At 51.8% G+C, this 26,108-nt stretch carries 27 protein-coding genes, 2 tRNA genes and 1 pseudogene; 11 read left to right on the forward strand and 19 right to left on the reverse strand.

Annotated elements, in window-relative coordinates:
* Position 1: 1 nt before the first annotated feature.
* The 12 genes from tssL to tssH form a co-directional block, all read right to left on the reverse strand.
* On the reverse strand, positions 2 to 1,312 hold the full coding sequence (tssL, locus tag KE671_RS21850; RefSeq protein ID WP_206164713.1) for a type VI secretion system protein TssL, long form: 1,311 nt from the start codon (positions 1,310 to 1,312) through the stop codon (positions 2 to 4).
* Entirely contained in the window at positions 1,309 to 2,652 is a 1,344-nt protein-coding gene (tssK, locus tag KE671_RS21855; protein WP_206164714.1) for a type VI secretion system baseplate subunit TssK, read from the reverse strand. The genes tssL and tssK overlap by 4 nt, the downstream gene beginning before the upstream one ends.
* A 3-nt stretch (positions 2,653 to 2,655) precedes the next feature.
* A complete protein-coding gene (gene tssJ / locus KE671_RS21860; RefSeq protein ID WP_206164715.1) occupies positions 2,656 to 3,135 on the reverse strand; it encodes a type VI secretion system lipoprotein TssJ in 480 nt (159 codons plus the stop codon).
* A gap of 109 nt (positions 3,136 to 3,244) precedes the next feature.
* A complete protein-coding gene (locus KE671_RS21865) occupies positions 3,245 to 3,730 on the reverse strand; it encodes an Hcp family type VI secretion system effector (protein WP_094464945.1) in 486 nt (161 codons plus the stop codon).
* 266 nt (positions 3,731 to 3,996) lie between these two features.
* Positions 3,997 to 4,161 (reverse strand): STY0301 family protein, encoded by a 165-nt coding sequence (locus tag KE671_RS22975; protein ID WP_349291258.1) that lies wholly within the window; start codon positions 4,159 to 4,161, stop codon positions 3,997 to 3,999.
* A 6-nt stretch (positions 4,162 to 4,167) separates the two neighbouring features.
* Positions 4,168 to 4,428, reverse strand: coding sequence for a hypothetical protein (locus KE671_RS22895; protein ID WP_241029985.1), 261 nt, complete (start codon positions 4,426 to 4,428; stop codon positions 4,168 to 4,170).
* Between the two features lie 83 nt (positions 4,429 to 4,511).
* Positions 4,512 to 4,958, reverse strand: a complete 447-nt coding sequence (locus KE671_RS21875; protein ID WP_206164716.1) for an STY0301 family protein — start codon at positions 4,956 to 4,958, stop codon at positions 4,512 to 4,514.
* 12 nt (positions 4,959 to 4,970) lie between these two features.
* Complete coding sequence (locus KE671_RS21880; RefSeq protein ID WP_195297461.1) at positions 4,971 to 5,363, reverse strand: BPSL0067 family protein; 393 nt, start codon at positions 5,361 to 5,363, stop codon at positions 4,971 to 4,973.
* Positions 5,364 to 5,391: 28 nt separating this feature from the next.
* Positions 5,392 to 6,906 (reverse strand): type VI secretion system contractile sheath large subunit, encoded by a 1,515-nt coding sequence (gene tssC / locus KE671_RS21885; RefSeq protein ID WP_206164717.1) that lies wholly within the window; start codon positions 6,904 to 6,906, stop codon positions 5,392 to 5,394.
* A 22-nt stretch (positions 6,907 to 6,928) separates the two neighbouring features.
* Complete coding sequence (tssB, locus tag KE671_RS21890; protein ID WP_206164718.1) at positions 6,929 to 7,474, reverse strand: type VI secretion system contractile sheath small subunit; 546 nt, start codon at positions 7,472 to 7,474, stop codon at positions 6,929 to 6,931.
* Between the two features lie 60 nt (positions 7,475 to 7,534).
* Positions 7,535 to 7,825, reverse strand: a complete 291-nt coding sequence (locus tag KE671_RS21895; protein ID WP_206164719.1) for a hypothetical protein — start codon at positions 7,823 to 7,825, stop codon at positions 7,535 to 7,537.
* Positions 7,822 to 10,479, reverse strand: coding sequence for a type VI secretion system ATPase TssH (gene tssH / locus KE671_RS21900; protein WP_206164720.1), 2,658 nt, complete (start codon positions 10,477 to 10,479; stop codon positions 7,822 to 7,824). Before tssH ends, KE671_RS21895 begins: the two co-directional genes overlap by 4 nt.
* A 353-nt stretch (positions 10,480 to 10,832) precedes the next feature.
* On the opposite strand from tssH, the gene tagK reads away from it, so the two are divergent.
* The 7 genes and pseudogenes from tagK (at position 10,833) to KE671_RS22980 (ending at position 17,479) form a co-directional block, all read left to right on the forward strand.
* Complete coding sequence (gene tagK / locus KE671_RS21905) at positions 10,833 to 11,744, forward strand: type VI secretion system-associated protein TagK (protein ID WP_206164721.1); 912 nt, start codon at positions 10,833 to 10,835, stop codon at positions 11,742 to 11,744.
* Positions 11,731 to 12,561: a type VI secretion system accessory protein TagJ gene (locus KE671_RS21910; RefSeq protein ID WP_206164722.1), complete on the forward strand. Its 831-nt coding sequence runs from the start codon at positions 11,731 to 11,733 to the stop codon at positions 12,559 to 12,561. Before tagK ends, KE671_RS21910 begins: the two co-directional genes overlap by 14 nt.
* On the forward strand, positions 12,558 to 13,052 hold the full coding sequence (gene tssE / locus KE671_RS21915; RefSeq protein ID WP_206164723.1) for a type VI secretion system baseplate subunit TssE: 495 nt from the start codon (positions 12,558 to 12,560) through the stop codon (positions 13,050 to 13,052). The genes KE671_RS21910 and tssE overlap by 4 nt, the downstream gene beginning before the upstream one ends.
* A gap of 15 nt (positions 13,053 to 13,067) precedes the next feature.
* Complete coding sequence (tssF, locus tag KE671_RS21920) at positions 13,068 to 14,951, forward strand: type VI secretion system baseplate subunit TssF (RefSeq protein WP_206164724.1); 1,884 nt, start codon at positions 13,068 to 13,070, stop codon at positions 14,949 to 14,951.
* Positions 14,948 to 15,785, forward strand: a pseudogene (locus KE671_RS21925) (type VI secretion system baseplate subunit TssG). The gene tssF and the pseudogene KE671_RS21925 overlap by 4 nt, the downstream one beginning before the upstream one ends.
* A gap of 8 nt (positions 15,786 to 15,793) precedes the next feature.
* Positions 15,794 to 16,843 (forward strand): ImpA family type VI secretion system protein, encoded by a 1,050-nt coding sequence (locus KE671_RS21930; RefSeq protein WP_206164725.1) that lies wholly within the window; start codon positions 15,794 to 15,796, stop codon positions 16,841 to 16,843.
* Between the two features lie 459 nt (positions 16,844 to 17,302).
* Entirely contained in the window at positions 17,303 to 17,479 is a 177-nt protein-coding gene (locus KE671_RS22980; protein ID WP_349291256.1) for an STY0301 family protein, read from the forward strand.
* A 213-nt stretch (positions 17,480 to 17,692) separates the two neighbouring features.
* Here KE671_RS22980 and KE671_RS21935 read toward each other — a convergent pair.
* Both KE671_RS21935 and dnaQ read right to left on the reverse strand, forming a co-directional pair.
* Positions 17,693 to 17,769: transfer RNA gene (locus KE671_RS21935), tRNA-Asp, on the reverse strand.
* 130 nt (positions 17,770 to 17,899) lie between these two features.
* On the reverse strand, positions 17,900 to 18,628 hold the full coding sequence (dnaQ, locus tag KE671_RS21940; RefSeq protein WP_206164726.1) for a DNA polymerase III subunit epsilon: 729 nt from the start codon (positions 18,626 to 18,628) through the stop codon (positions 17,900 to 17,902).
* A 64-nt stretch (positions 18,629 to 18,692) separates the two neighbouring features.
* Between dnaQ and rnhA the strand changes: the two genes are divergently transcribed.
* Positions 18,693 to 19,160, forward strand: a complete 468-nt coding sequence (gene rnhA, locus KE671_RS21945) for a ribonuclease HI (protein ID WP_206164727.1) — start codon at positions 18,693 to 18,695, stop codon at positions 19,158 to 19,160.
* Here the strand turns inward: rnhA and KE671_RS21950 are convergent.
* Positions 19,157 to 19,879, reverse strand: coding sequence for a class I SAM-dependent methyltransferase (locus tag KE671_RS21950; protein WP_206164728.1), 723 nt, complete (start codon positions 19,877 to 19,879; stop codon positions 19,157 to 19,159). The two genes, rnhA and KE671_RS21950, sit on opposite strands and share 4 nt — an antisense overlap.
* A gap of 37 nt (positions 19,880 to 19,916) precedes the next feature.
* Between KE671_RS21950 and gloB the strand changes: the two genes are divergently transcribed.
* Together gloB and mltD are read left to right on the forward strand one after the other, a co-directional pair.
* Positions 19,917 to 20,672, forward strand: a complete 756-nt coding sequence (gene gloB, locus KE671_RS21955) for a hydroxyacylglutathione hydrolase (protein WP_206164729.1) — start codon at positions 19,917 to 19,919, stop codon at positions 20,670 to 20,672.
* A gap of 71 nt (positions 20,673 to 20,743) precedes the next feature.
* The gene (gene mltD / locus KE671_RS21960; protein WP_206164730.1) at positions 20,744 to 22,111 is read left to right on the forward strand and encodes a murein transglycosylase D; all 1,368 of its coding nucleotides are present in this window, start codon (positions 20,744 to 20,746) and stop codon (positions 22,109 to 22,111) included.
* Positions 22,112 to 22,159: 48 nt separating this feature from the next.
* On the opposite strand, the gene KE671_RS21965 is transcribed toward mltD, so the two are convergent.
* Complete coding sequence (locus KE671_RS21965; protein WP_206164731.1) at positions 22,160 to 22,930, reverse strand: class I SAM-dependent methyltransferase; 771 nt, start codon at positions 22,928 to 22,930, stop codon at positions 22,160 to 22,162.
* Positions 22,931 to 23,007: 77 nt separating this feature from the next.
* A complete protein-coding gene (locus tag KE671_RS21970) occupies positions 23,008 to 23,808 on the reverse strand; it encodes an endonuclease/exonuclease/phosphatase family protein (protein ID WP_206164732.1) in 801 nt (266 codons plus the stop codon).
* A 249-nt stretch (positions 23,809 to 24,057) separates the two neighbouring features.
* Here KE671_RS21970 and yafC point away from each other — a divergent pair, with 249 nt between their 5' ends.
* The gene (gene yafC / locus KE671_RS21975; protein ID WP_206164733.1) at positions 24,058 to 24,972 is read left to right on the forward strand and encodes a DNA-binding transcriptional regulator YafC; all 915 of its coding nucleotides are present in this window, start codon (positions 24,058 to 24,060) and stop codon (positions 24,970 to 24,972) included.
* Between the two features lie 21 nt (positions 24,973 to 24,993).
* Here the strand turns inward: yafC and dkgB are convergent, their stop codons facing one another.
* Both dkgB and KE671_RS21985 read right to left on the reverse strand, forming a co-directional pair.
* Entirely contained in the window at positions 24,994 to 25,797 is an 804-nt protein-coding gene (gene dkgB, locus KE671_RS21980; protein WP_206164734.1) for a 2,5-didehydrogluconate reductase DkgB, read from the reverse strand.
* A gap of 164 nt (positions 25,798 to 25,961) precedes the next feature.
* A tRNA-Asp gene (locus KE671_RS21985) sits at positions 25,962 to 26,038 on the reverse strand.
* Between the last annotated feature and the right edge of the window lie 70 nt (positions 26,039 to 26,108).

The following is a 26,108-nucleotide window of genomic DNA, read 5'->3' on the forward strand; positions in this document are numbered from 1 at the left end:
CTCACTCCACCACCAGAATTTCCACCCGGCGGTTCTGTGCCTGTCCGGTTTTGCTGCGGTTATCGGCCACCGGTTCGGTGTCTCCCTTTCCGGTCACGGTAATGCGCCCGGCAGGTACACCACCGGATTGCAGCAGCGCCGCCACTTCAGCCGCCCGTTTTTCCGACAAGATCTGGTTGGACGGAAACGCCGCAGAATGGATCGGCTGACTGTCCGTATGGCCGGTGACGGTCACCGCGCCGCCGACATGGGCTATCTCCTGCGCCACCTTGTTAATTACCGGTCGCAGGGTGTCATTTACCGCTTTTTGTCCTGCCACAAACATCGCATCACCACGGAAAACCACCAGGCTGTGATGTTCATCCTCATCCACCGTCAGCAGACCACGGGCAATTTCATCCGCCAGCAGGATTTTCAGCCGCAGTTTTCGTACCGGCACCGGCGGTGGCGGCAGATGTTTGCCGATGGCGTCAATTTGCTGCTGCACGCCTCCGGTCTGCGCCGCCATTCGGTAGCTGTAAAGCCCGAACAGCGACAGCATGACCAGCAGGGCAATCCCGGCGCTCAGCCAGACCGGCACCCGGCGCATACGCCGCAGTTTCCCGCTGACGGCCCCCTGAAATCCCGGAGAAAGCACGGGCGTGATCGGATCGCGGCGTTGTGAAAGCTGCGTCAGGAGTTGCTGGCGAATGTCATCAAGCTGTTTACGTCCGTCAGGCCGCACGCTGTAACGGCCTTCAAACCCCAGTCCGAGCAGGTGATAAATGATTTCCAGCACGTCGCCGTGCTCCTGAAAGCTACCCGCCAGACGCCCGATTATCTGGAACAGCTTGATACCGCCCTCGCTTTCACCGTGAAAGGTTACCAGCAGGCTTTTTCCGGCCCAGACACCACGATGTCCCCACGGGGTATTATTGGCGGCTTCGTCCAGGGCCGTACACAGGCAGTAGCGTACCGCCAGCACATGCTCACGCCGCAGGTTCGCCTGATCGCATAATGTCTGGTAAAGATGTACCTCGCGTTCCAGCAACGTGCGGTAATGCCCCACAAATCCGGCCTCCAGTTCACGGGGCATCTGCGCCAGTGCGCACAACAAGGGGCGGGCAGCGGTCAACAGAGGATTTGCAGCATTTTTGATTTCAGCCAGCCGGAGTTTGAGATCCGGACCGTCCTCAATCACAACCTTCATATCACGACGATTGTCAGTTACAGCTGCGTCAAGTTCCTTCCCGTCACTGAGTTGCGTCAGAGCCTGTGCGGCAGGCTGAAGAACCGGTTCTCCCGGTGCTAGTGTGATGGTGTTGTCCGTCATTTATCCCGTACTCCCCACAATTCAGTCTCCAGCCCTGGAAATTCCCCGGCTGTGTGCATTGCCATACCGCCATAACGGGCAATGTGTTCCCAAAGCACCCCGTCGCGTCGGATATCGTAATAAATGTACCCGGACTGGAACGGGATCTGGCGTGGTGGTACTGGCAGTACCTGTAAAACCAGCCCCGGCAAATGCGAACGAATAAGTTCCGGCAGGCGTTCGGACGGTCCGATTTTGGTCTGGGCAGAAAAATGTTGCAGCAGGGTATCGGCGGGCATCTGTGCTTTCACTGCCAGCACCAGAGCACTAAAGCCAGACAGTTCGGAAGGTTCCACCACCGCATTCAGAATACCGTAAGAACCTTCTTCCAGCGTGATACGCTGTGCGCCCCGGATAAGCACGGCATTCAGCAGGTACTGCACTTCATCCACCACGGATTTCAGCCCGGCATACGGCGTCAGGTGTTTATATTCCGTATATTCCGCAGGACGGCGCGTCTGTGGTCGCACGTAGGTGGACAGTTCTCCGGCCAGTTCGGACAAATAGCGGTAAAGCACTTCCGGCGATAACTGCGTTTTCGCCAGGTGGAGCAGCAGCGGATCATAGCGGTTGAGGATTTGCAACAGCAGGTAATCCGACACCTCTGCCGCTTCCTGACCGTGACTGTCACTGCCGGTCAGTCGTTCCGCCAGCGAATCCGCACGCATTTTGATGAGATCGTTGATCCACGACAGCCAGGTGCGCATCAGCGGGCTTGCCTGATAATCTACCACCGGCGGGATCAGATCGTGGTCGATATCCACCCGGCCATCAGGGTGTATTCCCGTGATACGGGTCAGCGGCAGGCCGATCCAGGCCCCCGTTACGGCCTTTTCCGGCAATAACCGCAGGCGCAGATGGCTGAGCTGTATCAATTGCGCCCCCCGGCCCAGCGAATTCGCGTCGCGAATGTCATTTTCATGTACCGAGAAACGCGCCAGCGACTCCGGGTTATTGTCAAAACTGGTTTCCTCGCTGTTCGGCGTACGTACTGGAACCGCGAGGCAAATTTGTTGATTGAGGTGCTCCGGCAGAATAGTCAGCGGCGGCGGCAGTGGCGTGTGACCCGGCGCATTAAACGGTGTACCGTCGACAAAAATACCCGCCGCCTCTTTGAGTACCAGTTTGCCGATATTCAGCGCTTCGCCATCGATTTCGTATTGACTGAACCCCCAAAAAAAGGGCGACAACGGCAGACTGCGGTGGTGAATGACGTGTTCCAGATAGCGTTCCTGTTGCTGAAACATCTGTGGCAGCAGAAACTGTCCTTCGCTCCAGACAACCCGGTTATTCCAGCTCATAATTCATTTATCTCGTTCGGTGATAACAATAGTGCTCTGCTCTAATTTCGCATCAAGATGCACTTTCTTTCCCGGCATCATCCGGCTGTACCAGGCGGATTCAGGGGCTACTGGCGTTGTATAAATTTCCCGCCAGACGGATTTGCCGAGGTTGCGGTAACCCGCCAGCACGCCCAGCGCGGTAGTCTGCGTATTTAACTGACGGCGCAGGGTCTTCACCTCACCAGGCCGCAGAATGAAACTGTCGCGGCGCAGCAGGTCATCAGCAAGGACGACTTTGTCTTTATCCTGGAGCGACCAGTAGTCCGCTGCCGTAAACGCAGCGTCATTTTTCAGCTCGTAAATGCGTACCTCTATGGGGGCGGCCTTCTCCTGGCTGTCAGGATTTACGTTGTCAGAAGCCGTCACGGTCAGATCAAGTTGCAGCAGCTCATGGGCAGGCGGCTTATCGCTGTTACTGCCGCACCCGGAAAGTAAAGACATAGCTACCGCACATAACCCTATAAGGTTACGCCGTCTATTCACCGAATTTTCCTTAATAATCAAACAATAAAAAACCGACCTGGCATAATGCCGGGCCGGGAAGCACAGATTAGATTTCTTTGTTGGCTTTGAAGTCGTAGCCTGCGGTGATGGTGCCGCCACTGCCGCCCTGCTGGTTTTGCACCACGTATTCTTGTTTTACGGTGCTGAAAGAGAGTTCCACCGTTTCACGGGACGCAATTTCACCCTCCTTGCTACCGTTGGGTGAAACCACGGCAACAATAAGGTCGGTGAAAGTGTATTTGAGGTATTCCAGCGGATTGCCGCCCGCCTTACGCATGGTCAGGATGGCCTTCGGAATATGCTTGCCGGAGGCGCAGTACTTGAACAGGTTCGGGCTGGCGCGATCGATGTAGTGATCGAATTCAAGATTGGTGACAGACACTTTGCCGGAACCCAGGCCGCTACCCGCATGCATGGTGGACTCCTGGTGAATATTCCAGCGCCAGCTCAGCACTTCAATTTCATTTTTATGTTTGTCGTCCATTGACTCGCCGTCAATGCCGTCAATTTTCAAAAAAATGTCATAAGCCATTTTTATTTCCTTATTAAGTATTTCTAAATAATCCATGAGTTACACAGCACCTGCGTGCAGGTAAATCATTGCCGTACAAAACCCTCTTCACCGTCATATCAGGTGAATAAAAGGCTGTATATTTTCCGGTAATGAAAACCGGGCAATTTTCATTTACATAACAAATATATTCAGAATGGAAATTAATATCCCTCACCAATAGTTCATAAAGAAAAATTCATAAAATACTGTCGCCTTACTTACAAACCAATTTTGCGGGAACGCTGTCAGGACTCAAGCACACGGTTACTGGATTTTTTTACCTTCCTGGAAAGCAATACATTCCATTGCCCATAACGACAGGAAAACCACACTCCGCGCTGGTTATCATCAGCATCCAGTTTCCACCGTGTACCCTTCTCCCCCTGCTTCTCAGAATCCTCTCGCTTCAGATCGCCTCATGCCTCTGGCTTACCTGATGTGATAAATCCACCGTCATTCCATATACGATCGGAACGCGATGAGAGGTTCCAGCCTGTTATTACCGAAGTTACTGGTGCTGTTTTTCCCGATACAAACTCCGGGCAAACAATTTCAAACTGATCCGCTAGAACGGGGATTGATGGGCAAAGCATTAGCAATCCGATAAAAACCTGACTATTCAACAATAGGATAAATTTCCACATTGTTGCGCCATCGCCATGCATTCCGTTTAGCATAATCAATCACCTTCCCTTCGTTTGGTAACAAAATTTACTTTCGGGTTAACTCCGACTGCGGCATAAAAACACAACCATCGGTATTACTCGCAAGCTATTGACACTACTTTTTCTCTTGGCTGCTCTTTAAGGTATGGAGTTCTACAACTTTTGGCTGATACAGGTACAGTTTGCGATAACCATAATTGCCCACTGTTATAAACACAGGAAATCCAATACTTGTCACTTTCCTTTCCTGTATTAAACGTGGTGTCCCATTCCAGCCATTCTTTACCCTTTATCTTTTTTGTCTCCGGTTTCAGATCTCCACGTTTTTCAGGTTTATCCAACGTTATCACAACACCATCCAACCAAAGGCGAGGTTCGTAGCGAGAGGAGACTTGCCAAGGTACAGGTACTGCTGACTCCAAAGCCATTGTTGAAGCCGTGATATTTATAAATGAGGGACAGATAGCTTCCCAAGCTACAACGCATTGGGAATAAAGTAATACTACACTCGACAACAAAGGAATAAGGAAACGTACAAGCATGATATTTTCTCGTTATTCAATTACATAAAAGGCTTCAGCGTTATTACTGGCATCAGGGTATGAACCATCACTACGCATCCCGCCTCTGCGAGGAAGTTTACGCTGAGAAACTTTCGTTTTCTTACCTTTCCACTGATCCATAACATAAATAAAGTTGGCATCTTGTCCCAAATAGAAGGCTGCATGTTTGTGAAATCCCGCTCCTGATGCCGGGTATTTTCCGTGCACAAAAGTCGCAATAGCGGCCCCTCTGGGTATGGACATGTCCCCAAAAACTTTCTTACCCTGTCGCCAAGTAGCGGTTGCCCCAAGATGTGCATATTTTTTGACTAAAGCGACGCATTCTTGGTCGCCCACCATTTCTGTATTCTGTAATGAATTCACAAGGCTATAGACATACGCCATATATACTCCAGTACATTATCTGATTAAATCAGGCATTACCCTGTTTCACTGACGGCAGTTTCGTCACCAGACGCAGCGATCCCGTTAATCCTTCAAGCTGGAAGTGCGGACGCAGGAAGAATTTCGCATCGTAATAGCCAGGGTTGCCTTCCACTTCTTCCACTACCACTTCAGCGGCAGCCAGCGGACGGCGCGCCTTTGTTTCCTGTGAGGAGTTCATCGGATCGGCATCAACGTAGTTCATGATCCATTCGTTCAGCCAGCGCTGCATGTCCTCACGTTCTTTAAAGGAGCCGATTTTGTCGCGCACAATGCATTTAAGGAAATGAGCGAACCGCGAACAGGCGAACAGATACGGCAAACGGGCGGAGAGATTGGCGTTAGCCGTCGCGTCCGGATCGTAGTATTCCTGTGGTTTTTGCAGTGACTGCGCACCAATAAAGGCAGCGTAGTCTGAATTCTTACGATGTATCAGAGGGATAAAACCGTTCTTCGCCAGTTCCGCTTCGCGGCGGTCAGAGATAGCGATTTCCGTCGGACACTTCATGTCCACACCGCCATCATCGGTCGGGAAGGTGTGACAGGGCAGGTTTTCCACCGCACCACCGGATTCCACACCACGGATCAGCGTACACCAGCCGTAGTGTTTGAAAGAGCGGTTGATGTTCACGGCCATCGCGTAAGCCGCATTGCTCCAGACGTATTTGCTATGGTCAGCCCCGTCGGCGTCTTCTTCAAAATCGAACTCATCCACAGGATTAGTTTTCGCGCCATAGGGCAGGCGGGAAAGAAAACGCGGCATTGTCAGGCCGATGTAACGTGAATCTTCGCTGGCCCGCAACGAGTTCCACGGTGCGTATTCCAGGTTCTGGGTAACAATTTTGGTGAGATCTCGGGGGTTTGCCAGTTCCTGCCAGGAGTCCATTTGCAGAACAGAAGGCGATGCGCCAGCAATAAACGGCGCATGGGCCGAGGCTGACACTTTGGCAATGGAGCTGAGTAAGTCCACATCCGGTGGCGTGTGGTCGAAGTAGTAATCCGCAATGATGCAGCCGTAAGGCTCGCCACCCAGTTGCCCGTACTCTGCCTCATACAGTTTTTTGAACAGCGGGCTTTGATCCCAGGCGATCCCCTTGTAACGCTTCATGTTTTTCCGCAGTTCATCCTTAGACAGGTTCATGAAGCGGATTTTTAATTTTTCATCAGTTTCAGTGTTGTAGACAAGGTGCTCGATTCCACGCCATGAGGATTCCAGTTTCTGGAACTCAGGGTGGCTCAGAATCAGTTTAATTTGCTCCGTCAGCTTGAAATCAATCTGTGCGATGATAGCGCTGATGCTTTTATAGGCGTCATCACTGACAGTGACAGAATTAGCGAGTGCCTGCTGTGCCAGCGTCTGTACTGCGGCTTCCACAGCTTTTGCCGCCTGATTGGTTTTTGGCCGGAAGGCCTGACTCAGCAGTGCATCAAACTCCGTTGATTGCCGGGTAATAGATTGTGCAACAGTGGATTCATCTGCCGCCAGAATAGTATCGTTAGACATGAAAACTCCTTAAATTTCGCAATTATTCCGCTGAACCCACTTCGTCTGTCACCGCATCGTCTTCAGCCACAGCAGGCTTCGGCGCATTAGCCAGCGCTTTCAGTAGAGTCGGATCCTGAAGCAGTTTATTGATCAGGTTTTCCGCACCTGCCTTACCATCCATATACGTTTGTAGGTTGGCAAGCTGGGTACGGGCCTCCAGTAGCTGGTTCAGGGCATCCACCTTGCGGGCTATCTGTGCCGGAGAAAAATCGTCCATATTTTCCAGCGTGATATCGATCATTAACTGGCCTTCTCCCGTAAGCGTATTCGGCACAGCAAATGCCACGCGCGGTGCGATGGCCTTCATACGTTCGTTGAAGTTATCAATATCAATATCGAGGAATTTGCGATCCGTGACCGGCGGCAGCTCTTCAAGCGGCTTTCCTGCCAGATCGGCCAGCACCGCCATGACAAACGGCAACTCGATTTTTTTCTCGGAGCCGTAAATTTCCACGTCATACTCAATCTGCACGCGAGGTGCGCGATTGCGGGCAATAAACTTCTGCGCGCTGTTGTTGATAGCCATAGTCCTTCATTTCCTTATCAGTCATCCGGCGACCGCACGGCGGCGGTTCGGCGGCACGGTTTAAAAAACATACTCAGAGAGTATTTTTGTAATTTCGCTGTTTCCTTTGTATTTTTCCCGCAGGTCCGGGAGCGCCTTTTTCGCCGGGGGACAATAAGTATCAACACCTTTTTCTATGTTACTTTTGTCCTTTTCAGGTAACGAGCTGCCCCATTCCCCTGCTAAATGCTGGCACATCTCCGCATTATCCAGAACATGCTGAACGTCCTGCGGAAAAGACTGTTCCCCTGAGGCACTGAACGTAAATACCGTCAGGATAATGATGGATAAAATCTGAGAGCGGGCTGTCATATTAAGTGTTCATCTGAGGAACAATTCGTTTCAAAAACAATCTGCTCATCGCTGTTAACACCAATACAAATGTGCGTAATGGACATTTTCTCTGTCATCGCCTGTAACCAGAAACGCGACAGATGCGGCAAAATGAACTGTTCGATATAGCCGATCAGCAGGCGTGCACCGGTTTCGTGCATCGGGCAATGCGCCACGATATGTGCAATCAGGTCATCGCCATAAACCAGTGTAACGCCATGCTGTCCCACCATCCGCGCCGCCAGCCTGTCGAGATGGAGACGGGCAATGACACTCCGTGCGCTTTCATCCAGCGGCATGTAGGGGATCACCGTCATACGTCCCAGGAACGCAGCCGGAAAATGTTTGCGCAACTCCGGCATTAGCGCATCCTTCAGTCCCGCCGGGTCAGGCGTCAGCGCAGGGTCTTCACAGAGCTGACTGATAAGTTCAGAACCCACATTGGTGGTCAGCAGCAGGGTGGTGTTTTTGAAATCAATGTGGACGCCTTCACCATCTTCCATTCCACCTTTATCAAACACCTGATAGAACAGTTCATGGACATCATGGTGAGCTTTTTCAATCTCATCGAGCAGCACCACACTCCAGGGATGACGGCGTACCGCCTCCGTCAGTACACCGCCCTGGCCGTAGCCGACATAACCGGGAGGTGCACCTTTAAGCGTGGAGACGGTGTGAGATTCCTGAAATTCACTCATATTGATAGTGATAAGATTCTGTTCGCCGCCATAGATGGCTTCTGCCAGAGCCAGCGCGGTTTCAGTCTTGCCTACGCCGGACGGCCCGGCCAGCAAAAACACACCAACAGGTTTACGCGGATCGCCTAATCCTGCCCGTGCGGTCTGGATACGTTCTCCAATCTGTGCCAGTGCATTCATCTGTCCGGTGACGCGTTGCGCCAGGCGATCAGGCAGTTCCAGTATCTGGCTGGCTTCGTCTTTCACCATGCGCCCGGCGGGAATACCGGTCCAGTCAGAGACAATTTCCGCTACCACCGCTGCGCCAACCTCCGGGAATACCAAGGGATCTTCACCTTGCCAGGTTCTTAACGAGGTTTGTGCCTGTTGCAGCGTGGCTTCATCGTACTCGCCCGGTTCTGCCTGACGATGCTCCTGCAACGTATGCACCAGTTCCAGCTCTTGCTGCCAGCGGGCTTCCGCTTCTGCCAGTTCGGTTTTCAGTGATACGATCCGTACCGCCAGAGCATCACCGCGTTCCGGGCGGATCCCCATTTGCGCCTGCTTTAACAGTAGCGCCTGTTCCATTTCGGCGGCTTTCAGCTGCTGACGCAGATACTGCACATGTGCAGGCGGCGTGTGCAGCGACAGCGCCACGCGGGCAGCAGCGGTATCCAACAGACTGATGGCTTTGTCCGGCAACTGACGTGCTGGAATGTAGCGGTGCGAAAGTTGTACTGCGGCACGTACCGCTTCATCCAGAATCAACACGTTGTGGTGTTTTTCCAGTGTCTCCACCAGACCACGCACCATCGCCACCGCAGCGGTTTCTTCCGGCTCTGCTACCTGCATTACCTGAAAACGTCGGGTCAGCGCTGGATCTTTTTCGATATGGCGTTTGTATTCACTCCAGGTGGTCGCACCAATGGTGCGCAGGGTGCCACGCGCCAGAGCGGGTTTCAGTAAATTAGCTGCATCCCCCGTGCCAGATGTACCGCCCGCTCCTACCAGCGTGTGGACCTCGTCAACAAACAGGATAACCGGTTGCGTCGAACGCGCAGCCTCTTCCAGCAACGCCTTCAGACGGGATTCAAATTCCCCCTTCATGCTGGCACCTGCCAGCAGCGCGCCCACATCCAGTGATAGTAGCCGCACATTGCGTAAGGCAGGCGGTACTTCTCCCTGCGCAATCGCCAGTGCAAATCCTTCCACCACTGCCGTTTTCCCGACCCCCGCCTCACCGGTCAGTAGCGGGTTGTTCTGGCGGCGGCGCAGCAGAATATCTGTCATGGTGCGAATTTCGTGTTCGCGACCTGTCACCGGATCGATGTTGCCTTCACGCGCCTGAGCGGTCATATCCTGACAATATTTTGCCAGCGCTGATTTTCCATCCTGGATCTCACCAGAAAGCGCCTGGCTGCTCTCACCGGGTGTCGCTGACGGCAGGCCAGAACCGTCCCGGGACAACTCCAGCGTTTCGGGTGAGGACTCAATCAGCGAAGGCAGAACTTCTGGCAGCTCGCTGGCCGATATCCCGGCAAGCGGCGCACAGATACTCCCCAACACCCGATACAGCTCTGGCGTGGTCAGCCACGCCAACAATAACCAGCCACTGCGGATTTTGTTATCACCATAACGGATGCTTGCCAGCATCCAGGCTTTTTCAATGGAGAGGTCAATATGATGGGAAAAATCACTGATTGCACTGGCCCCTGCGGGCAATAAATCCAGTTGCCGAAGCAGCGATTTTTCCACATCAGAAGCAGCAATACGATAATGCCGAAGAACATGGTGAATATCATTGTCCGGTTGCTGAATTAACTGATGTACCCAGTGAGTCAGTTCAACATAAGGGTTGGAGCGTAATTTACAGAATGTTGTTGCTGATTCCAGAGATTGAAATAGCGACCTTGCCAGCTTTCCATATAGTGCGCTGCGTGAAACAGTAATTTCCATCTGTTACACCTGATGACGTAATAATTCATATAAAGAATACATAAACGCATATGTACACATAAAAAAAACCACACAGAAAGAATCATCAAAATACACAAACAAAACAATGATACAGATCACGGATTGCAATGGAACTAAATGGTTAATATCTTTTTCATTAAAGAAAAACAAGAAAGAAAACAACCATTTCAATAATTTAGTGGGTATGAGATTAATCAAAAAAAACATCTATTGATTCACAAAATAATTAACCAAAAAGCAAACCCGTCTTGTAATATATTAAGCCAACATAAATTACCTGTCAGGGTAACTGATATAACTACAACGCCTGGATATACCTATCAAGTGACATTATGAAACCAGAAAACACATGGATATTACAAAAGATTCAGGCACAGGGTATTGCAGACAACACCGTCTATATCGCCGGGACACAAATAGTGTTTACAACCCCTGCGCCCCAGGTTCCCGTTTTTGAACTTAACGAAAATACCGATATTGCCCTCAGTCTGATTCGTCACGAGGAAGCCTGGTGGATTATCAATTACTCCGATGAATATTGCTGTGCCGTAAATGATCAGATTCTGGAATCACACCGCCGTATGCGGCTGAATGAAGAGGATGTTATTGAATGGGGTCTGTCTACCTGGCGTCTTGTCCGACAGCATACATTACCTCAGGTAGCACATTCTGAAAACATTCAACCGCTAAGAGCAACTCTCCCTGAAGCCATGACCGAATATCTGGATCTGGACTGGTTTAAACGCCAGCAACTGAATCCGCAAAACCCGTTCGATATTATCCCCGCCCACGGAGCAATGGCCACAGAGGGCTCATCAATAACAGATAACACACTGACTCAGCTTTATCATGAATACCAGCAGGCACTGTTGTCACCTGTGAAGGAAGCCCGGAGCCGAATGGATCTGTTTGCCCAAAATACATTGTCCACACAGGATCTGGCCTCGCTGCGTGACAGGGCAGCGGAAACGGGGACGTTACAGGACATGGTGACCGGTGAGATGAACATTGACACTATTCTCAATGTGCTGGACGCCACCGGCGACGATGAAATGCCCTGGCCTGCCATGGATAGGGTCCCGGATATCCTGCACCTGCTTTCCCCCGAACAAATAAGACAGACCTCGAATCACGATATCCTGCCTGATCTGACGCAGCGGGAGCACCGTATCATTGGCATTGACAGCCATTACCGGGTAAGCCCCCCGCATGAAAAAGGAAAATCTTCCCATGAAGAAAAATGACACGCTGCCCATCTCATTGTCTGCACTGTTGCAGGAACACACTCTGACTGATGGCCTTCAGATGGCTGAACAGCAGGTTCGGATTCATCCGGCGCAGGTCGCAGGTCGCCACAGCCTGTTTCAGTTACTGTGCATTACAGGAGACTGGCCACGGGCGCTGCAACAGCTCCAGCTATGCGCCCGGATGGATGCAAATTATACTCAGGAGGCTCAATTGTTCGGGGAATTGATCCGCTGCGAAATGTTCCGTCAGAGTTGTTTTCAGGGCGAACAGCGTCCAGGTTTTATTCTGCCGCCTCCCGCCTGGATGGAAGATCTGCTGGGCGCTCTCGGCTGCAATGCTCGCGGCGAAATTAATGAAGCCGATGAACGCCGAAGCCGCGCGCTGAACGCCATGACAGATATCAGTGGGCAGTGGAACGGTGGTGAATTCGACTGGGTTAGCGACAGCGACTCCCGGACAGGACCGGTGGCTGAATTGGTCATGGGCGGCGTCTATATCTGGCTACCAATTTCGCAAATCCGCTCACTGGATTCATCTTCTCCAACTCGCCTGACCGATCTGCTCTGGAAACCGGTGAACATCACGCTGGTGAATGGTGATTCGCATGGTGCATGGCTGTTTACCCGCTACAACGGTTCCGAACATGCTGCTGATGCCCTGCGCCTGTGCCGGGAAACGGTCTGGCAGGATGGGCCAGGAGAGACCGTCGCGCAGGCACTGGGGCAAAAAGTGTGGCTGACCAGCCACGGTGATATCAACCTGCTGGATCTCACCAACTGCACCTTCGCTATTCAGAAGGAGAGCGCCGCATGAGCGTGTCTCGTCAGCCTCCCGGCAATCATCTGCTGCCCACACTGTTTGACAGATTGTGTGACGATGCCCCGAACCAGAAGCGCGACCGTGATATCAGCGTCAACCCGGTACAGCTTAAGGAGATTATCCGCCGGGATTTGTCATTTCTGCTCAATACAGTCAGTCATGAAGATGATATTGATAGCGGACGTTACCCGCAGGCAGCGGCATCCGTGCTGAACTACGGTCTGCCACCGCTGGCAGGCAGTTTTATGTATGAACATAAATGGGATGATATTCGCAAGGCTATCCTGAGAGCCATTACCCGTTTTGAACCCCGCCTGAAGGCATCCACGCTGCAAATCATCCCACTACAAGATGAACGCCGTCAGAGCGGTCACAACACACTACAGTTTGAAATTCGCGGAGAAATCCTGACGCTGCCTTATCCGACGGAGTTTCGGGTACGCAGCGCCCTGGACATGGAACAGAGTCGTATTACGTTTTTCTAACACAGGAAATAATTCATGGATCCACGGCTACTTGAATATTACAACCGCGAACTAAGCTATCTGCGGGAAACAGGGGCAGAATTCGCCGCCCGCCATCCTAAAATCGCCGCCCGGCTGGGGATGAAGGACACAGATATTGCCGATCCCTATGTGGAGCGCATGATTGAGGCGTTCAGCTTCCTGACCGCCCGCACGCAGCTCAAAATTGATGCCGAGTTTCCCCGGTTCACTCAGCGGCTGCTGGAGGTTGTCAGTCCCAATTACGTTGCGCCCACACCCTCAATGACCGTGGCCCGGTTGTATCCCGATCCTCAGGAGGGCGATCTGGCAAAAGGTTTCACCGTGCCGCGTGATACGGCTTTTTTCTCCACGATCCCCGAAGGCGAAAATACCGCCTGCCAGTTTCGTAGCAGCCAGGATGTCACATTGTGGCCTTTATCTATTGAGGAAGTGCGCCTGACCGCCGCCCCTCCGGATATGCCCGCATTGCACCGTTATTTGCCCCCGAACATTCATGTCGCGGGTGCCCTGCGTATCACCCTGCGTACCTTCGGTGAACTGACTTTTAGCGAGCTTGCCGGACCGGATCGGCTGCCTTTTTATCTCTGTGGTGAAGAGCGTATTGCCTCGCATTTGTTTGAACTGCTGCACACCAGCGCCGTCGCCACGCTGGCTGGCGAGCCAGGACATTTTGACGGCGCACTGGACGTTAATCTGAAGCAACCTGTCACGCACGAGGGGCTTGAGCCAGACCAGGGGCTACTCCCACTCGCCTGGAATGTGTTTCACGGCCATAATTTGCTACAGGAATACTTCGCCTGCCCGGAGCGTTTTTATTTCTTCACCCCGACCGGCCTTTCTGCCGGGCTACAGAAAATCAATGGCGGCGTGGCAGAGATTGTCATATTGCTTGACCGCCTGCCGCCGGACTGGCTGCTCCACCTGACGGATGCCGCACAGTTCAGTCTGTTCTGCACGCCGGTGATTAATCTCTTTCCCCGCACCACAACCCGGATCGAAGTCACCCACAGCGTGACGGAGCAGCATCTGGTGGTGGACCGCACGCATCCACTGGATTATGAGGTATTCTCCGTACAGGAGGTGGAAGGGCTGGAGGCCGAAACCACACGGAAAATGATATTTCGTCCGTTGTACCACACCCGCAATAATGACGAAGGCAATCACGGGCGCTATTTTTCCCTGCGCCGTGAACAGCGCCGGTTGTCAGAGAACGCCCGCCGTTATGGCACCCGCACAACTTACACCGGATCGGAGGTGTTTCTGTCGCTGGTTGATCAGTATGAAGCGCCTTACTCGGAAAACCTGCGCCATATCACCATCACGGCAATGGTGACAAACCGCGACCTGCCCTGTCTTATCCGGCGCAATGGCCAGGATGATCTGACCGTGGATGCGGCCATTCCGGTGGCGGGGGTTGGTTTAATCCGGCCCCCTCGTCCGCCACAGCCACCGCTGGCTGAACGCGAAATGGCCTGGCGGTTGATTCGTCAGTTGTCATTTAACTACCTGCCGCTTGCCGATCTGGATCACCGTACTGGTGGCCAGGCGTTGCGTGATCTATTGAACCTGTTTATTCCGACGCATGACAGCCCACAATCACGCCAGATACGCAGCCTGATTGGCTGTAACACCACCCCGGTGACCCGCCGCCTGCCGGGGGCCGGGTTGCTGGTTTATGGGCGCGGTGTCAGTTGCGAGCTCACCGTGGATGAGGAAGGATTTTCCGGCATCAGTCCATATTTGTTCGGGCTGGTGCTGGAGCACTATATTGCGCGCCATGTCTCTATCAATACCTTCTCGCAGATGACGCTGCTCTCAATGCAGCGTGGTCGCATCATGACCTGGCCGGTAAGAATCGGACAGCGGGGGAGCGTATGAATTTAGACTTCATCCAGGCCCAAGAAGCCCCCTGGCGTTATAGCTTTTTGAATCTGATGCGGCGCGTGGACGTACAGTTCTGTGCAGCTCCGGCTGGCAGCACCTGGCAGCCGCGAATGGAAAAATTTCGCCTCGGACAGGTGCCCACCCTGACTTTTGCACCACGGGAAATCGCCCAGGTTAGCTGGCAGGAAGGACGCCTGCATCTGAGCCTTTATAGTCTTGGGCTGTGGGGATCGAATGGTCCGCTGCCACTGCACTATACCGAGCTTGCGCTAAACCGGACAGAAAGCCGCCGCGATCCGACACTGACCCGATTTTCCGATCTTTTTCATCACCGCTGGCTGACGCAGTTTTACCAGGCCTGGCGTAGTGCCCAGTCCGCCGGAGGCGGCAACGTTAGCGCACTATTTTGACGTTCCCTTTCGCATACAAGAATTTGTTATGCACTGGATAGACGTGGCGAATGATGAAATCACCCGGCTGGGTGCGCCAGCCCCCTCCTCGGTTATTGGCAATGGCGCACTCATCGGCCAGGCCGTACCGGACATGCAGTATAAATTTCGGCTGGTCATCGGCCCGCTCACTCTGGCGGATTACCAGCGTTTCCTGCCTGGCGGAAATAATCTGCCAGTGCTGACAGAGCTGGTGCGCACATTCACAGGTTTTGAATACATCTGGGAAATTGAACTACAGCTTAAACCGCACGCTGCGCCCCCTGCCATTATCGGCGGTTCCCCCCAACTTGGATGGACGGCCTGGGCGGGTAAAGCCATGAATGACGACCCGGTGACGGGTATGATTTTTGAACCTGAATGTTATCTGACACACTGAGGACTACTATGGACACATTCCTGTCTGAACCTGTATCTGCTGAATTCCCCTGCGGTCCCGATCTGGAATATGACCCGGAATATCTGTTGTTGTTCACCCGCTCGACGCCACGGGCAGAAGCCCAGTACGGGGATTTCATCAGTTTGCCGGAGACCATTAACTGGGCGGAGCTTGAGCGGGATGCCCGTCGCCTGCTGTTACGTAGCAGAGATATCCGCGTACTGATCGTATTGCTGCGTTGTCGTATTCAACTGGCCGGAGGCCAGGGGCTGGCAGAGGCCCTTACGTTACTGGAAAACCAGTGTTTCTCTAACCCCAATGCAATACACCCACAATTGCTCCCCCCTGAAGACCCCTTAGCTGAAGATGCGGTAGTAGCACGCAGTAATGCACTGTCGGCGCTGTTGGATCCCGAAGGAGTGATGGCAGATATCCGCAGCATTACATTATCGAACAATGCAGTCATGCGTCTTCAGGTACGGGATGTGGAGCGAGCGTTGTCCGCACCGCGCCCGGCTGATGCACTGGCACCAGAATCGGTACGCCAACAACTGGCTGACCTGGAGGCGTGCGGCGCATTACCGCTGGAAGCCTTTCGCCGGTCGATGGAAACAATTGAACATCTGCAACAATGGTCTCATGAAACATTACACTCCCTGGCTCCGGATTTTTCCCGCCTGCGACAACTGCTTTCTCTGTTGCCAGGGGCAGTTCAGACCACTACACCGGAACTTCCACCGCCAGAGACTCAGGCCGTTCAACAAGAACCGGCCATTATAAAAAATGTTGAACCTGTTTCGGCAGATACTGCTCACCCATTGGTAAACATCCCTACGGGAATATCCGCAAAAGACAACGCAAACGCCGGACAGATCCGTGATCGCAACGATGCGCTGGCACACCTGCGTCTCATCCGACACTGGTTTGAGAGCAGTGAACCGAGCAGCCCGACGATCCCTTTGCTTCGCCAGGCAGAACGACTGGTGGGAAAACGGTTTTCGGAAGTGATCAATGAAATCCCTACAGAATTGCTGGAAAAGTGGGATATGCAGGAGTAATACGATTGTTCTTAATTAATACATCCGTGTAGCGGCAAGATATAGTTAGATAAACAACATGGATATTTAAAAATGGCCTATATCGCAGCAACACCACGGACTTATATTGGAGAGTCTGTTGGTCGCGGTCAAAGTGCAGCATTCACACAACGAGCCGCGGGCATTCCTGTTACCAGGGATTGAAGACGTGGCGTTTTGGTTAAAGGGAATATGAATATCGTCCCAGGTACAGCCATAGCAACATTTGATGATAAGCAGCGATATGGTAATCAGGTGTTGGATCAGTGGATGAACCATAGTGTAGACAGGAATGGCACACGGATTGCGATACCTCACCCTGTCAGCCAGCGTACTATTTTCTTCCGTAACGCTCCGCGTGCTGCAAAAAATGGAAAAAATTATTATGTCCTGGAGTAAACCATTGCTGCTGGCTACGTCTGTTATTCTGCTTTCAGGGGGGTGAGTGCTGAAAAAATAACGTGTTCTGATTCGCTGAACGTCAATAATGAATCCCACAGGCTGAACGACATGAGTCTTTTTCAGGGGGCGCCTGAAAAACAGGGGGATTTAATGCCTGATACGGATAACGCAATGCTATGGACGCTGAAGGATTACCTGGACTATGCAAAAAATTGAATTTACCCCTTCATCTTATCTGTCGCTATGAAGGAGCTTATGAGACGGTGCCATGGAAGGTTCCTGATACAGAAAAAAATGTTCGGCATGGTTTGGGGACAAAAAAGAACAATTTTACGCCTCCTGGCAGGAATCAGGCGTAATACAGAGAGTAAACTGAAAATAACAGAAATAAAAAATGGCCATGTTAATCAATAACATGGCCATGAATATTGGCGGAACGGACGGGACTCGAACCCGCGACCCCCTGCGTGACAGGCAGGTATTCTAACCAACTGAACTACCGCTCCGCGTTGTTCCACTTGGGAACGAAGCGCATATTACGGATTGCCACGCACCTCGTCAACGCTTTTTCTCGCGTTTTTAATCGTTTGCTGTAAAAATCACCCAAACGGTGATTTTACCTCCTTAACCAACGTCCTACGCCCGCCAGAGGCAACTTCCGCCCTTCTTTTCCACCAAATCGAGACGCGATTCATGGGCTGCCACTTCCTCATCGGTGGCGAAAACGACGCGTAGCTTGCTGGCCTCACGCACAAGGCGCTGGATCCCTGTATTGTCCTGTTGCTGAGTTTCCCCTTCCATCGAAAACGCCATCGCCGTCTGACCGCCGGTCATCATCAGATAAACATCGGCCAGAATCTGGGCATCGAGTAATGCACCGTGGAGCGTACGCTTGCTGTTGTCTATCTCATAACGCGAGCACAACGCATCCAGACTATTACGTTTGCCGGGGAACATCTTCCTTGCCAGCGCAAGGCTATCGGTGACTTTACAGAAAGTGTTGGTTTTCGGGATATCACGATTGAGCTTGCCGAACTCGTAGTCCATAAAGCCGATATCAAACGACGCATTATGAATAACCAGCTCCGCTCCGCGGATATAATCAAGAAATTCATCTGCCACTTCGGCAAACGTCGGCTTGTCCAGCAGGAACTCGTCCGCAATCCCGTGAACGCCAAACGCTTCCGGATCCACCAGCCGATCGGGCTTCAGATAGACATGGAAGTTATTCCCCGTCAGACGGCGGTTTACCACCTCCACGGCACCGATCTCAATGATCTTGTGCCCTTCGTAGTGCGCGCCGATCTGGTTCATACCGGTGGTTTCGGTATCGAGGACGATCTGTCGTGTAATTGCAGTGCTCATAGCGGTCATTTATGTCAGACTTGTCGTTTTACGGTTCGATTCAATTACAGGAAGTCTACCAGAGATGCTTAAACAGGTAGAAATTTTCACCGACGGTTCGTGCCTGGGCAATCCGGGGCCGGGTGGTTACGGGGCAATTTTACGCTATCGCGGGCGCGAAAAAACCTTTAATGCGGGTTATCACCTCACGACCAATAATCGCATGGAGCTAATGGCGGCGATTATCGCCCTGGAAGCCCTCAAAGAACACTGTGAAGTCATTTTGAGCACCGACAGTCAGTATGTGCGCCAGGGGATCACCCAATGGATCCACAACTGGAAAAAACGTGGCTGGAAAACCGCCGACAAAAAACCGGTAAAAAATGTCGATCTCTGGAAACGTCTTGATGCCGCGCTCGGTCAGCATCAGATCAAATGGGAGTGGGTAAAAGGCCATGCCGGTCACCCGGAAAACGAGCGTTGCGATGAGCTTGCCCGTGCCGCCGCCATGAATCCAACGCAGGAAGATGTTGGCTATCAGCCTGAAGCCTAAACGTCCGGCTTGCGGTACTGCCGGGTTGCGCCAACGGCCTGCGGTATGCGCGCTTTTGTTTTGCTCTGTTTCATCGGATTGAGCGTAAGCGGAATTGTTCGCTTACGCGCCACAATCATCTGCATACAGCCCAGCGCAGGAAGGTGCGCACTTAACATCTTTCCCCCCTGCTTTTTCCATGGCAGCACATGAAAACGGCTATAGTGCAGCACTTCAAAATTCAGTAGCGACAGCCAGTCCAGTTGGCGCATCAGCGTGAACATACGACTATTATAAGGCGACGATTTACGCAGTACCGGCACCAGCTTGCGCAGCCCCATCAGGCTCACCGGGTTGAATCCGCTCAGTACCAGCCAGCCATCATCAATGAGTACCCGATCGGCTTCACGCAACAAGCGATGGGGATCGGCGCACCAGGGCAGCGTGTGCGCCAGCAGGCAGACATCAACTGATTTATCGGCAAAAGGGAGATGAAGCGGATCGGCCTGAACCTGAACCGGCGAGCCTTTGGCAGAAACGTTAACCTGATGCGAAACCGCACAGGCTTCCGAGTTGATTTCTGCACTTAAATTGCCCACCTTAAGCAGGTGAAAACCATACATTTTTGCAAACCACGGGTTTAGCTGTTTTTCCAGCGCCTCACGATAGTACTCTCCCCAGGGCAAATCGCCCCAGCGATCGGGTGCTACGAGTGTTTGAGGGTTCCTTGCCGGTTTCATCACAACCATCCGTTATGTATAGACAGAGAGGTAATTTATGAATCTTAACAGTATTCCGGCGTTTCAGGACAATTACATCTGGGTTCTGAGTAATGATGAAGGCCGTTGCCTGATCGTCGACCCGGGTGACGCCGCGCCGGTGTTAAAAGCCATTGCCGAAAATCAGTGGCAGCCGGAGGCCATTTTACTCACTCACCATCATCACGACCATGTGGGTGGTGTGAAAGAACTGGTGCAAAACTTCCCGGCGCTTGTGGTTTACGGGCCGGCAGAAACACAAGATAAGGGGGTCACCCAGGTAGTCGAAGATGGTGATTCCGCCCTCATTTTGGGGCATGAATTTAGCGTATTTGCCACACCCGGTCACACTTTAGGACATATCTGTTACTTTAGTCATCCTTATCTTTTCTGCGGGGACACCCTATTCTCCGGTGGCTGTGGGCGCCTGTTTGAAGGCACGGCAAATCAGATGTATCAATCACTTAAAAGAATATCCGCACTTCCTGACGATACGCTTATTTGTTGCGCTCACGAGTATACTTTAGCAAATATGAAGTTTGCACTGAGCATTCTGCCGCAAGATTCATTCATAAATGATTATTATCGTAAAGTTAATGAGTTACGGGTAAAAAAACAAAAAACACTCCCCGTTATTCTGAAAAATGAGCGGCAAAATAATATTTTTTTGAGAACAGAAGACATTGATTTAATTAATGAAATTAACAAAGAAACAATATTGCAACACCCTGAAGAGCGATTTGCCTGGTTAAGGTCAAAGAAAGACAGCTTCTGATAATTCCTGGTTGCCTTTTCAAAACTTCGCCGTTATGATCGGTCGTCTTTTAAGCAACTATTGACACACACATGAAGGCAAAAGCGATCTTACTCGCCTCTGTCCTGCTCGTGGGTTGCCAGTCGTCTCAAAACGCCGGCAATGTCCAACAGCACGCACAGAGCCTTTCTGCAGCTGGTCAAGGGGAAGCAGGAAAGTTTACGAGTCAGGCACGATGGATGGACGATGGGACGTCCCTCGCGCCGGATCAAGACTTGTGGGCTTTCATTGGCGACGAGCTAAAGATGGGAATTCCGGAAAATGACCGGATTCGCGAACAAAAACAGAAGTATTTACGTAATAAGAGCTATCTCCACGATGTAACTTTACGGGCAGAGCCGTATATGTACTGGATAGCCGGGCAAGTTAAGAAACGTAACATGCCGATGGAACTGGTACTACTACCCATAGTGGAGAGCGCTTTTGATCCTCACGCAACGTCTGGCGCCAATGCTGCAGGCATTTGGCAGATCATTCCGAGCACGGGGCGCAATTATGGTTTAAAGCAGACCCGCAGTTATGACGCGCGTCGCGATGTTGTGGCATCCACAACCGCAGCGCTCGACATGATGCAGCGTCTGAACAAAATGTTTGACGGCGACTGGCTGCTGACCGTTGCCGCTTATAATAGCGGCGAAGGTCGGGTCATGAAGGCGATTAAAACGAACAAAGCGCGTGGGAAATCCACCGATTTCTGGTCGTTGCCATTGCCTCAGGAAACGAAGCTGTACGTGCCAAAAATGCTGGCCCTGAGTGATATTCTCAAGAACAGCAAACGTTATGGCGTACGTCTGCCGACCACAGACGAAAGTCGTGCACTGGCGCGTGTTCGTTTAAGCAGTCCGGTTGAAATGGCGCAGGTTGCCGATATGGCGGGGATTCCCGTCAGCAAGCTGAAGACATTTAATGCTGGAGTAAAAGGCTCCACGCTGGGCGCAAGCGGCCCGCAATACGTGATGGTTCCAAAGAAACATGCAGAGAAACTGCGTGAATCATTGGCCGCTGGCGAAATTGCAGCCGTACAGTCCACGTTGGTGGCAGATAACACCCCGCTGAACAGCCGTAGCTATACTGTTCGCTCTGGCGATACGCTTTCCGGCATTGCTTCACGTCTCGGCGTGAGCACAAGGGATCTGCAGCAATGGAACAAACTGCGCGGCTCAACGCTGAAAGTAGGCCAAAGTCTGACGGTCGGTGCAGGTAACAGCGCACAGCAACTGGCTAAAAACAGCGACAGCATTACCTATCGTGTACGTAAGGGCGATTCGCTTTCGAGCATTGCTAAGCGTCACGGCGTTAACATCAAAGATGTTATGCGCTGGAACAACGATACGGACAATCTGAAGCCCGGCGATCAACTGACGTTGTTTGTGAAAAATAACAACACGCCAGACTCCTGATAGCTCATATGATTGAAAGGCACCGATTTCCCCCGGTGCCTTTTTTATTTATGCCGCTTTATGCGCTTCGGCCATGATGATATCGCTGGTAAATGATCCATCGTCCTGTAATGCGAAGTAGGTTTTCACCTCTGCAGAAGCACTCACCTGATAGAGACGAATCGCATCCACCAGTTCAGTGGGCGTGCGCATTCTCGCCACCCATGAACTAAACTCCAGCGACAAACGGTCAGTTATCAACGAATCAACAACCAGATTTGCATCATTTATCCATGCCAGCCATTCACCGCTGGAATAGTTGCGAACGTGCGACGTATCGCGCAATGCCTCAACCGTCTGTAACCAGATATCGCGGACCGGATGACCTGGTGACATCACATCCATAATAATCAGCACACCGCCCGGTTTTAATACCCGATAGACTTCACGCAGCGCTCTGCCGACATCATGCCAGTGGTGCGCCGAGTAACGACTGATGACAACATCAAAAACGAGATCCTCAAACGGCAGGCTTTCTGCATAGCCCTGTTTTGTGGTGATGTTAGCTAACCCTTTCTCTTTTGCCTCCAGGGCAACTACCTCGAGCATCTGCGAAGATAAATCGTAAGCCACCACCTGTTTCACATTCTGAGCGGCGATAAAGCTGGCATGCCCGGCACCACAGCCCATATCCAGTACGCTGGCCTGTGGATACGCAGACAGCCGTTCAGCCAGTCGCTGTAAATCGCGACCGGATGCGTGCAAGGTACTGGTTAAATAGGCGTTAGCCTGGGAGCCAAACTGCTTTTCGACGTTGTCGTGGTGGGAGTGTGTTGTCATTATGCTGTCCTTTGGTTGTTTGCAAGATAAAGGGCAGCACCACTACAGGTCTGCCCCAGCGGCAGACCTGACACACCTTACTGTTCAGGTTTGCCGGGACTGAATTCAACAAGTAGCGGATTGTGATCGGATGCGCGCGTGACCAGTACAGAAGCCTCACTCACATTCAGACCACGATAAAAGACAAAATCCAGAGGGCGACCAAACGCGCGACGGCGTTGATCGTCGGTAAAACGTACCTGCCGTAGCGACATTTCGCGTGCAAAGCGATACAGCGCATTCATGCGACGCCGGCTCCATGCATTAAAATCACCGGCCATAATTACCGGACCACTGTGATGGGCTATCTGGTCCCCGATGGGAAGTAACTGCTTACTATACACATCGACCCCCAGGCTAAAGTTTACCGCGTGGATGTTCACCACCATCAGCAGTCGTGTATCGGGCAACGGATAGACGGTGACCAGCGCCGATTTCGCCAGTCGCAGAATAGGCTCACGCTCGCGAAGTGGACAACAGTACACCGGATGTGCGGAAGAAAGTGTCATCACCCCTGACGGATGTTGCGGCAGAACAAATGCCGGCACCTGGTCGGCGGCCAGATAATTCGCCGTCGCAAACTTCACCAGTTCCGGTGTTGTCTGCGCCTCCTGCAACAGCACCAGGTGCGCGTCTTTGCCAAAGTTTTTCAGCACTGACAGCCATTCGGCTCGCTGCTGTTTAAAGATATTCCACACCAGGATACGAATTCGGTCTTCACTGCTTAAAGGAGCCCCGGCGGGCAATGCCTGGCCGATGCCCGAAAATGACCCGGGCGGCAAAATCCGCTCTGCGGGTTGTCCGGCAACATAGCGCATGGCATAGGTGTTTTTTCGCACTTTTGACTTTCAAACCTCTGTAACGTCAACCCGCCCGGTGTCGGATGGGTTCTTCTGTTATAGGGATTTTAGCGCGCACTTTCAACGACCAGTACAGATTGTTTTGTAAGCAAGCGCTTACATTAAAGACGTAATCGAAGCACATCAATCATGCTCTGGCCTCATGATCCAGATGACATACAGTATACCTGAGTGTTTTAATAACAAAATAACCCACAATATCCTTATAATTTTGCTTCGGGTGCAAAAATGAAAGCAACTTCAGAAGAACTCGCCATATTTGTTTCAGTGGTTGAAAGCGGAAGCTTCAGCCGTGCGGCAGAACAACTGGGCCAGGCAAACTCAGCGGTCAGTCGGGCGGTCAAAAAGCTGGAAATGAAGCTCGGCGTAAGTTTACTCAACCGTACGACCCGGCAGCTCAGTCTCACAGAAGAAGGCGAACGTTATTTTCGTCGCGTCCAGTCTTTGTTGCAGGAAATGGCAGCGGCAGAGACAGAAATTATGGAGACACGCAACACTCCGCGCGGTGTGCTACGTATTGATGCCGCAACGCCAGTGATGCTGCACTTTCTGATGCCATTGATAAAGCCGTTCCGCGAACGTTATCCGGAAATTACGCTCTCTCTTGTCTCCTCTGAAACCTTTATTAATCTGATCGAGAGGAAGGTGGATGTCGCGATCCGTGCCGGTACCCTGACGGATTCCAGCCTACGCGCCCGACCGCTCTTTAACAGCTACCGGAAAATTATCGCTTCGCCGGACTATCTTGATCGATTCGGGAAGCCGGAAACCGTGGAAGAGCTGAAGTCACATCTGTGCCTGGGTTTCACCGAGCCCGTGTCTCTCAATACCTGGCCCATCGCCTGTAGCGATGGTCAACTTCATGAGATTGCCTGTGGAATTTCGTCAAACAGTGGTGAAACGCTTAAACAACTCTGTCTCAGCGGAAACGGTATTGCCTGCTTGTCGGACTACATGATTGATCGAGAAATCGCGCGGGGCGAAGTGGTGGAGCTGATGGCCGATAAACGCCTGCCGGTAGAGATGCCGTTCAGCGCAGTCTATTACAGCGATCGTGCTGTGAGTACGCGTATTCGGGCATTTATTGATTTTCTGAGCGAACATATAAAAACAGCTCCCGAAGGAGCTGTTAAAGAGGGTTAAAGGCATTCAGGGGTTAACGCATTAATCCCAAAGTGGTGCCAGTCCTTCCGGGCTTACCAGACGATCGTTGCAATCCAGCGCAGCGATCGCTTTTTTATCTTCAGCATCTAATGTCAGATCCAGCGCCTGCAGGTTACTTGCCAGGTTTTCACGCTTAGTGGAAGAAGGAATGACCGAGTAGCCTTCGCCCATCGCCCATGCCAGAATCACCTGAGCTGTGGTGGCATTGTGTTTCGCCGCAATGCGGGCAATCACTGCATCTTTCAGAGCCTTACCATATGCCAGGGTCATATAAGAGGTAATGTGGATACCATGCTCTTTGGCCCAATTCACCACTTTACCGTTTTGCAGGTAAGGAGACAGTTCAATCTGGTTAGTCGCAATATTCTCAGCACCGACCGCCGCAATGGCTTTTTCCATCAGCGGGATAGTGAAGTTAGAGATACCGATTTCACGGGTCAGTCCCTGTTTTTTCGCTTCCAGCAGCGCCTGCATGAATTCCTCAACCGACACGGCATCGCCTGGTGATGGCCAATGGATCAGCGTCAGATCAACATAATCAGTACGCAGTTTTTTCAGGCTCTCTTTCAGGCTTGGGATAAGCTTGTCTTTGCTCAGATTCTCAATCCAGATCTTGGTCGTAATGTACAACTCATTGCGCGGAACGCCGCTCTCTGCAATTGCCTGGCCAACTGCGGCTTCATTATCATAAATTTGTGCAGTATCGACAGCGCGGTAACCGAGCTCCAGAGCCGTTTTTACAGATGCAATAACCACATCGTCCTTAAGACGGAAGGTACCTAAACCGAACGCAGGGATAGTCATAATAATTCCTCTTTGATTCATCATGTTCGTTAACTGAGAGGATTATGACGTTTTGCATGGTATGGAAAAAGTGTGAAAAAAGCAGAAGATTTTTGCGCTATGAGCAATAATAAAATTTCAGGCAAAGAAAAAGCCCTGAGTATTAACTCAGGGCTCTTAATAAGTGGCGGAACGGACGGGACTCGAACCCGCGACCCCCTGCGTGACAGGCAGGTATTCTAACCAACTGAACTACCGCTCCACCGAATTTTTCTACAACCACTGATTTTTACATCAGTTCACTGCTTAATTTGATGCCTGGCAGTTCCCTA

The organism is Citrobacter amalonaticus (assembly GCF_018252635.1).
GTDB lineage: Bacteria > Pseudomonadota > Gammaproteobacteria > Enterobacterales > Enterobacteriaceae > Citrobacter_A > Citrobacter_A amalonaticus_E.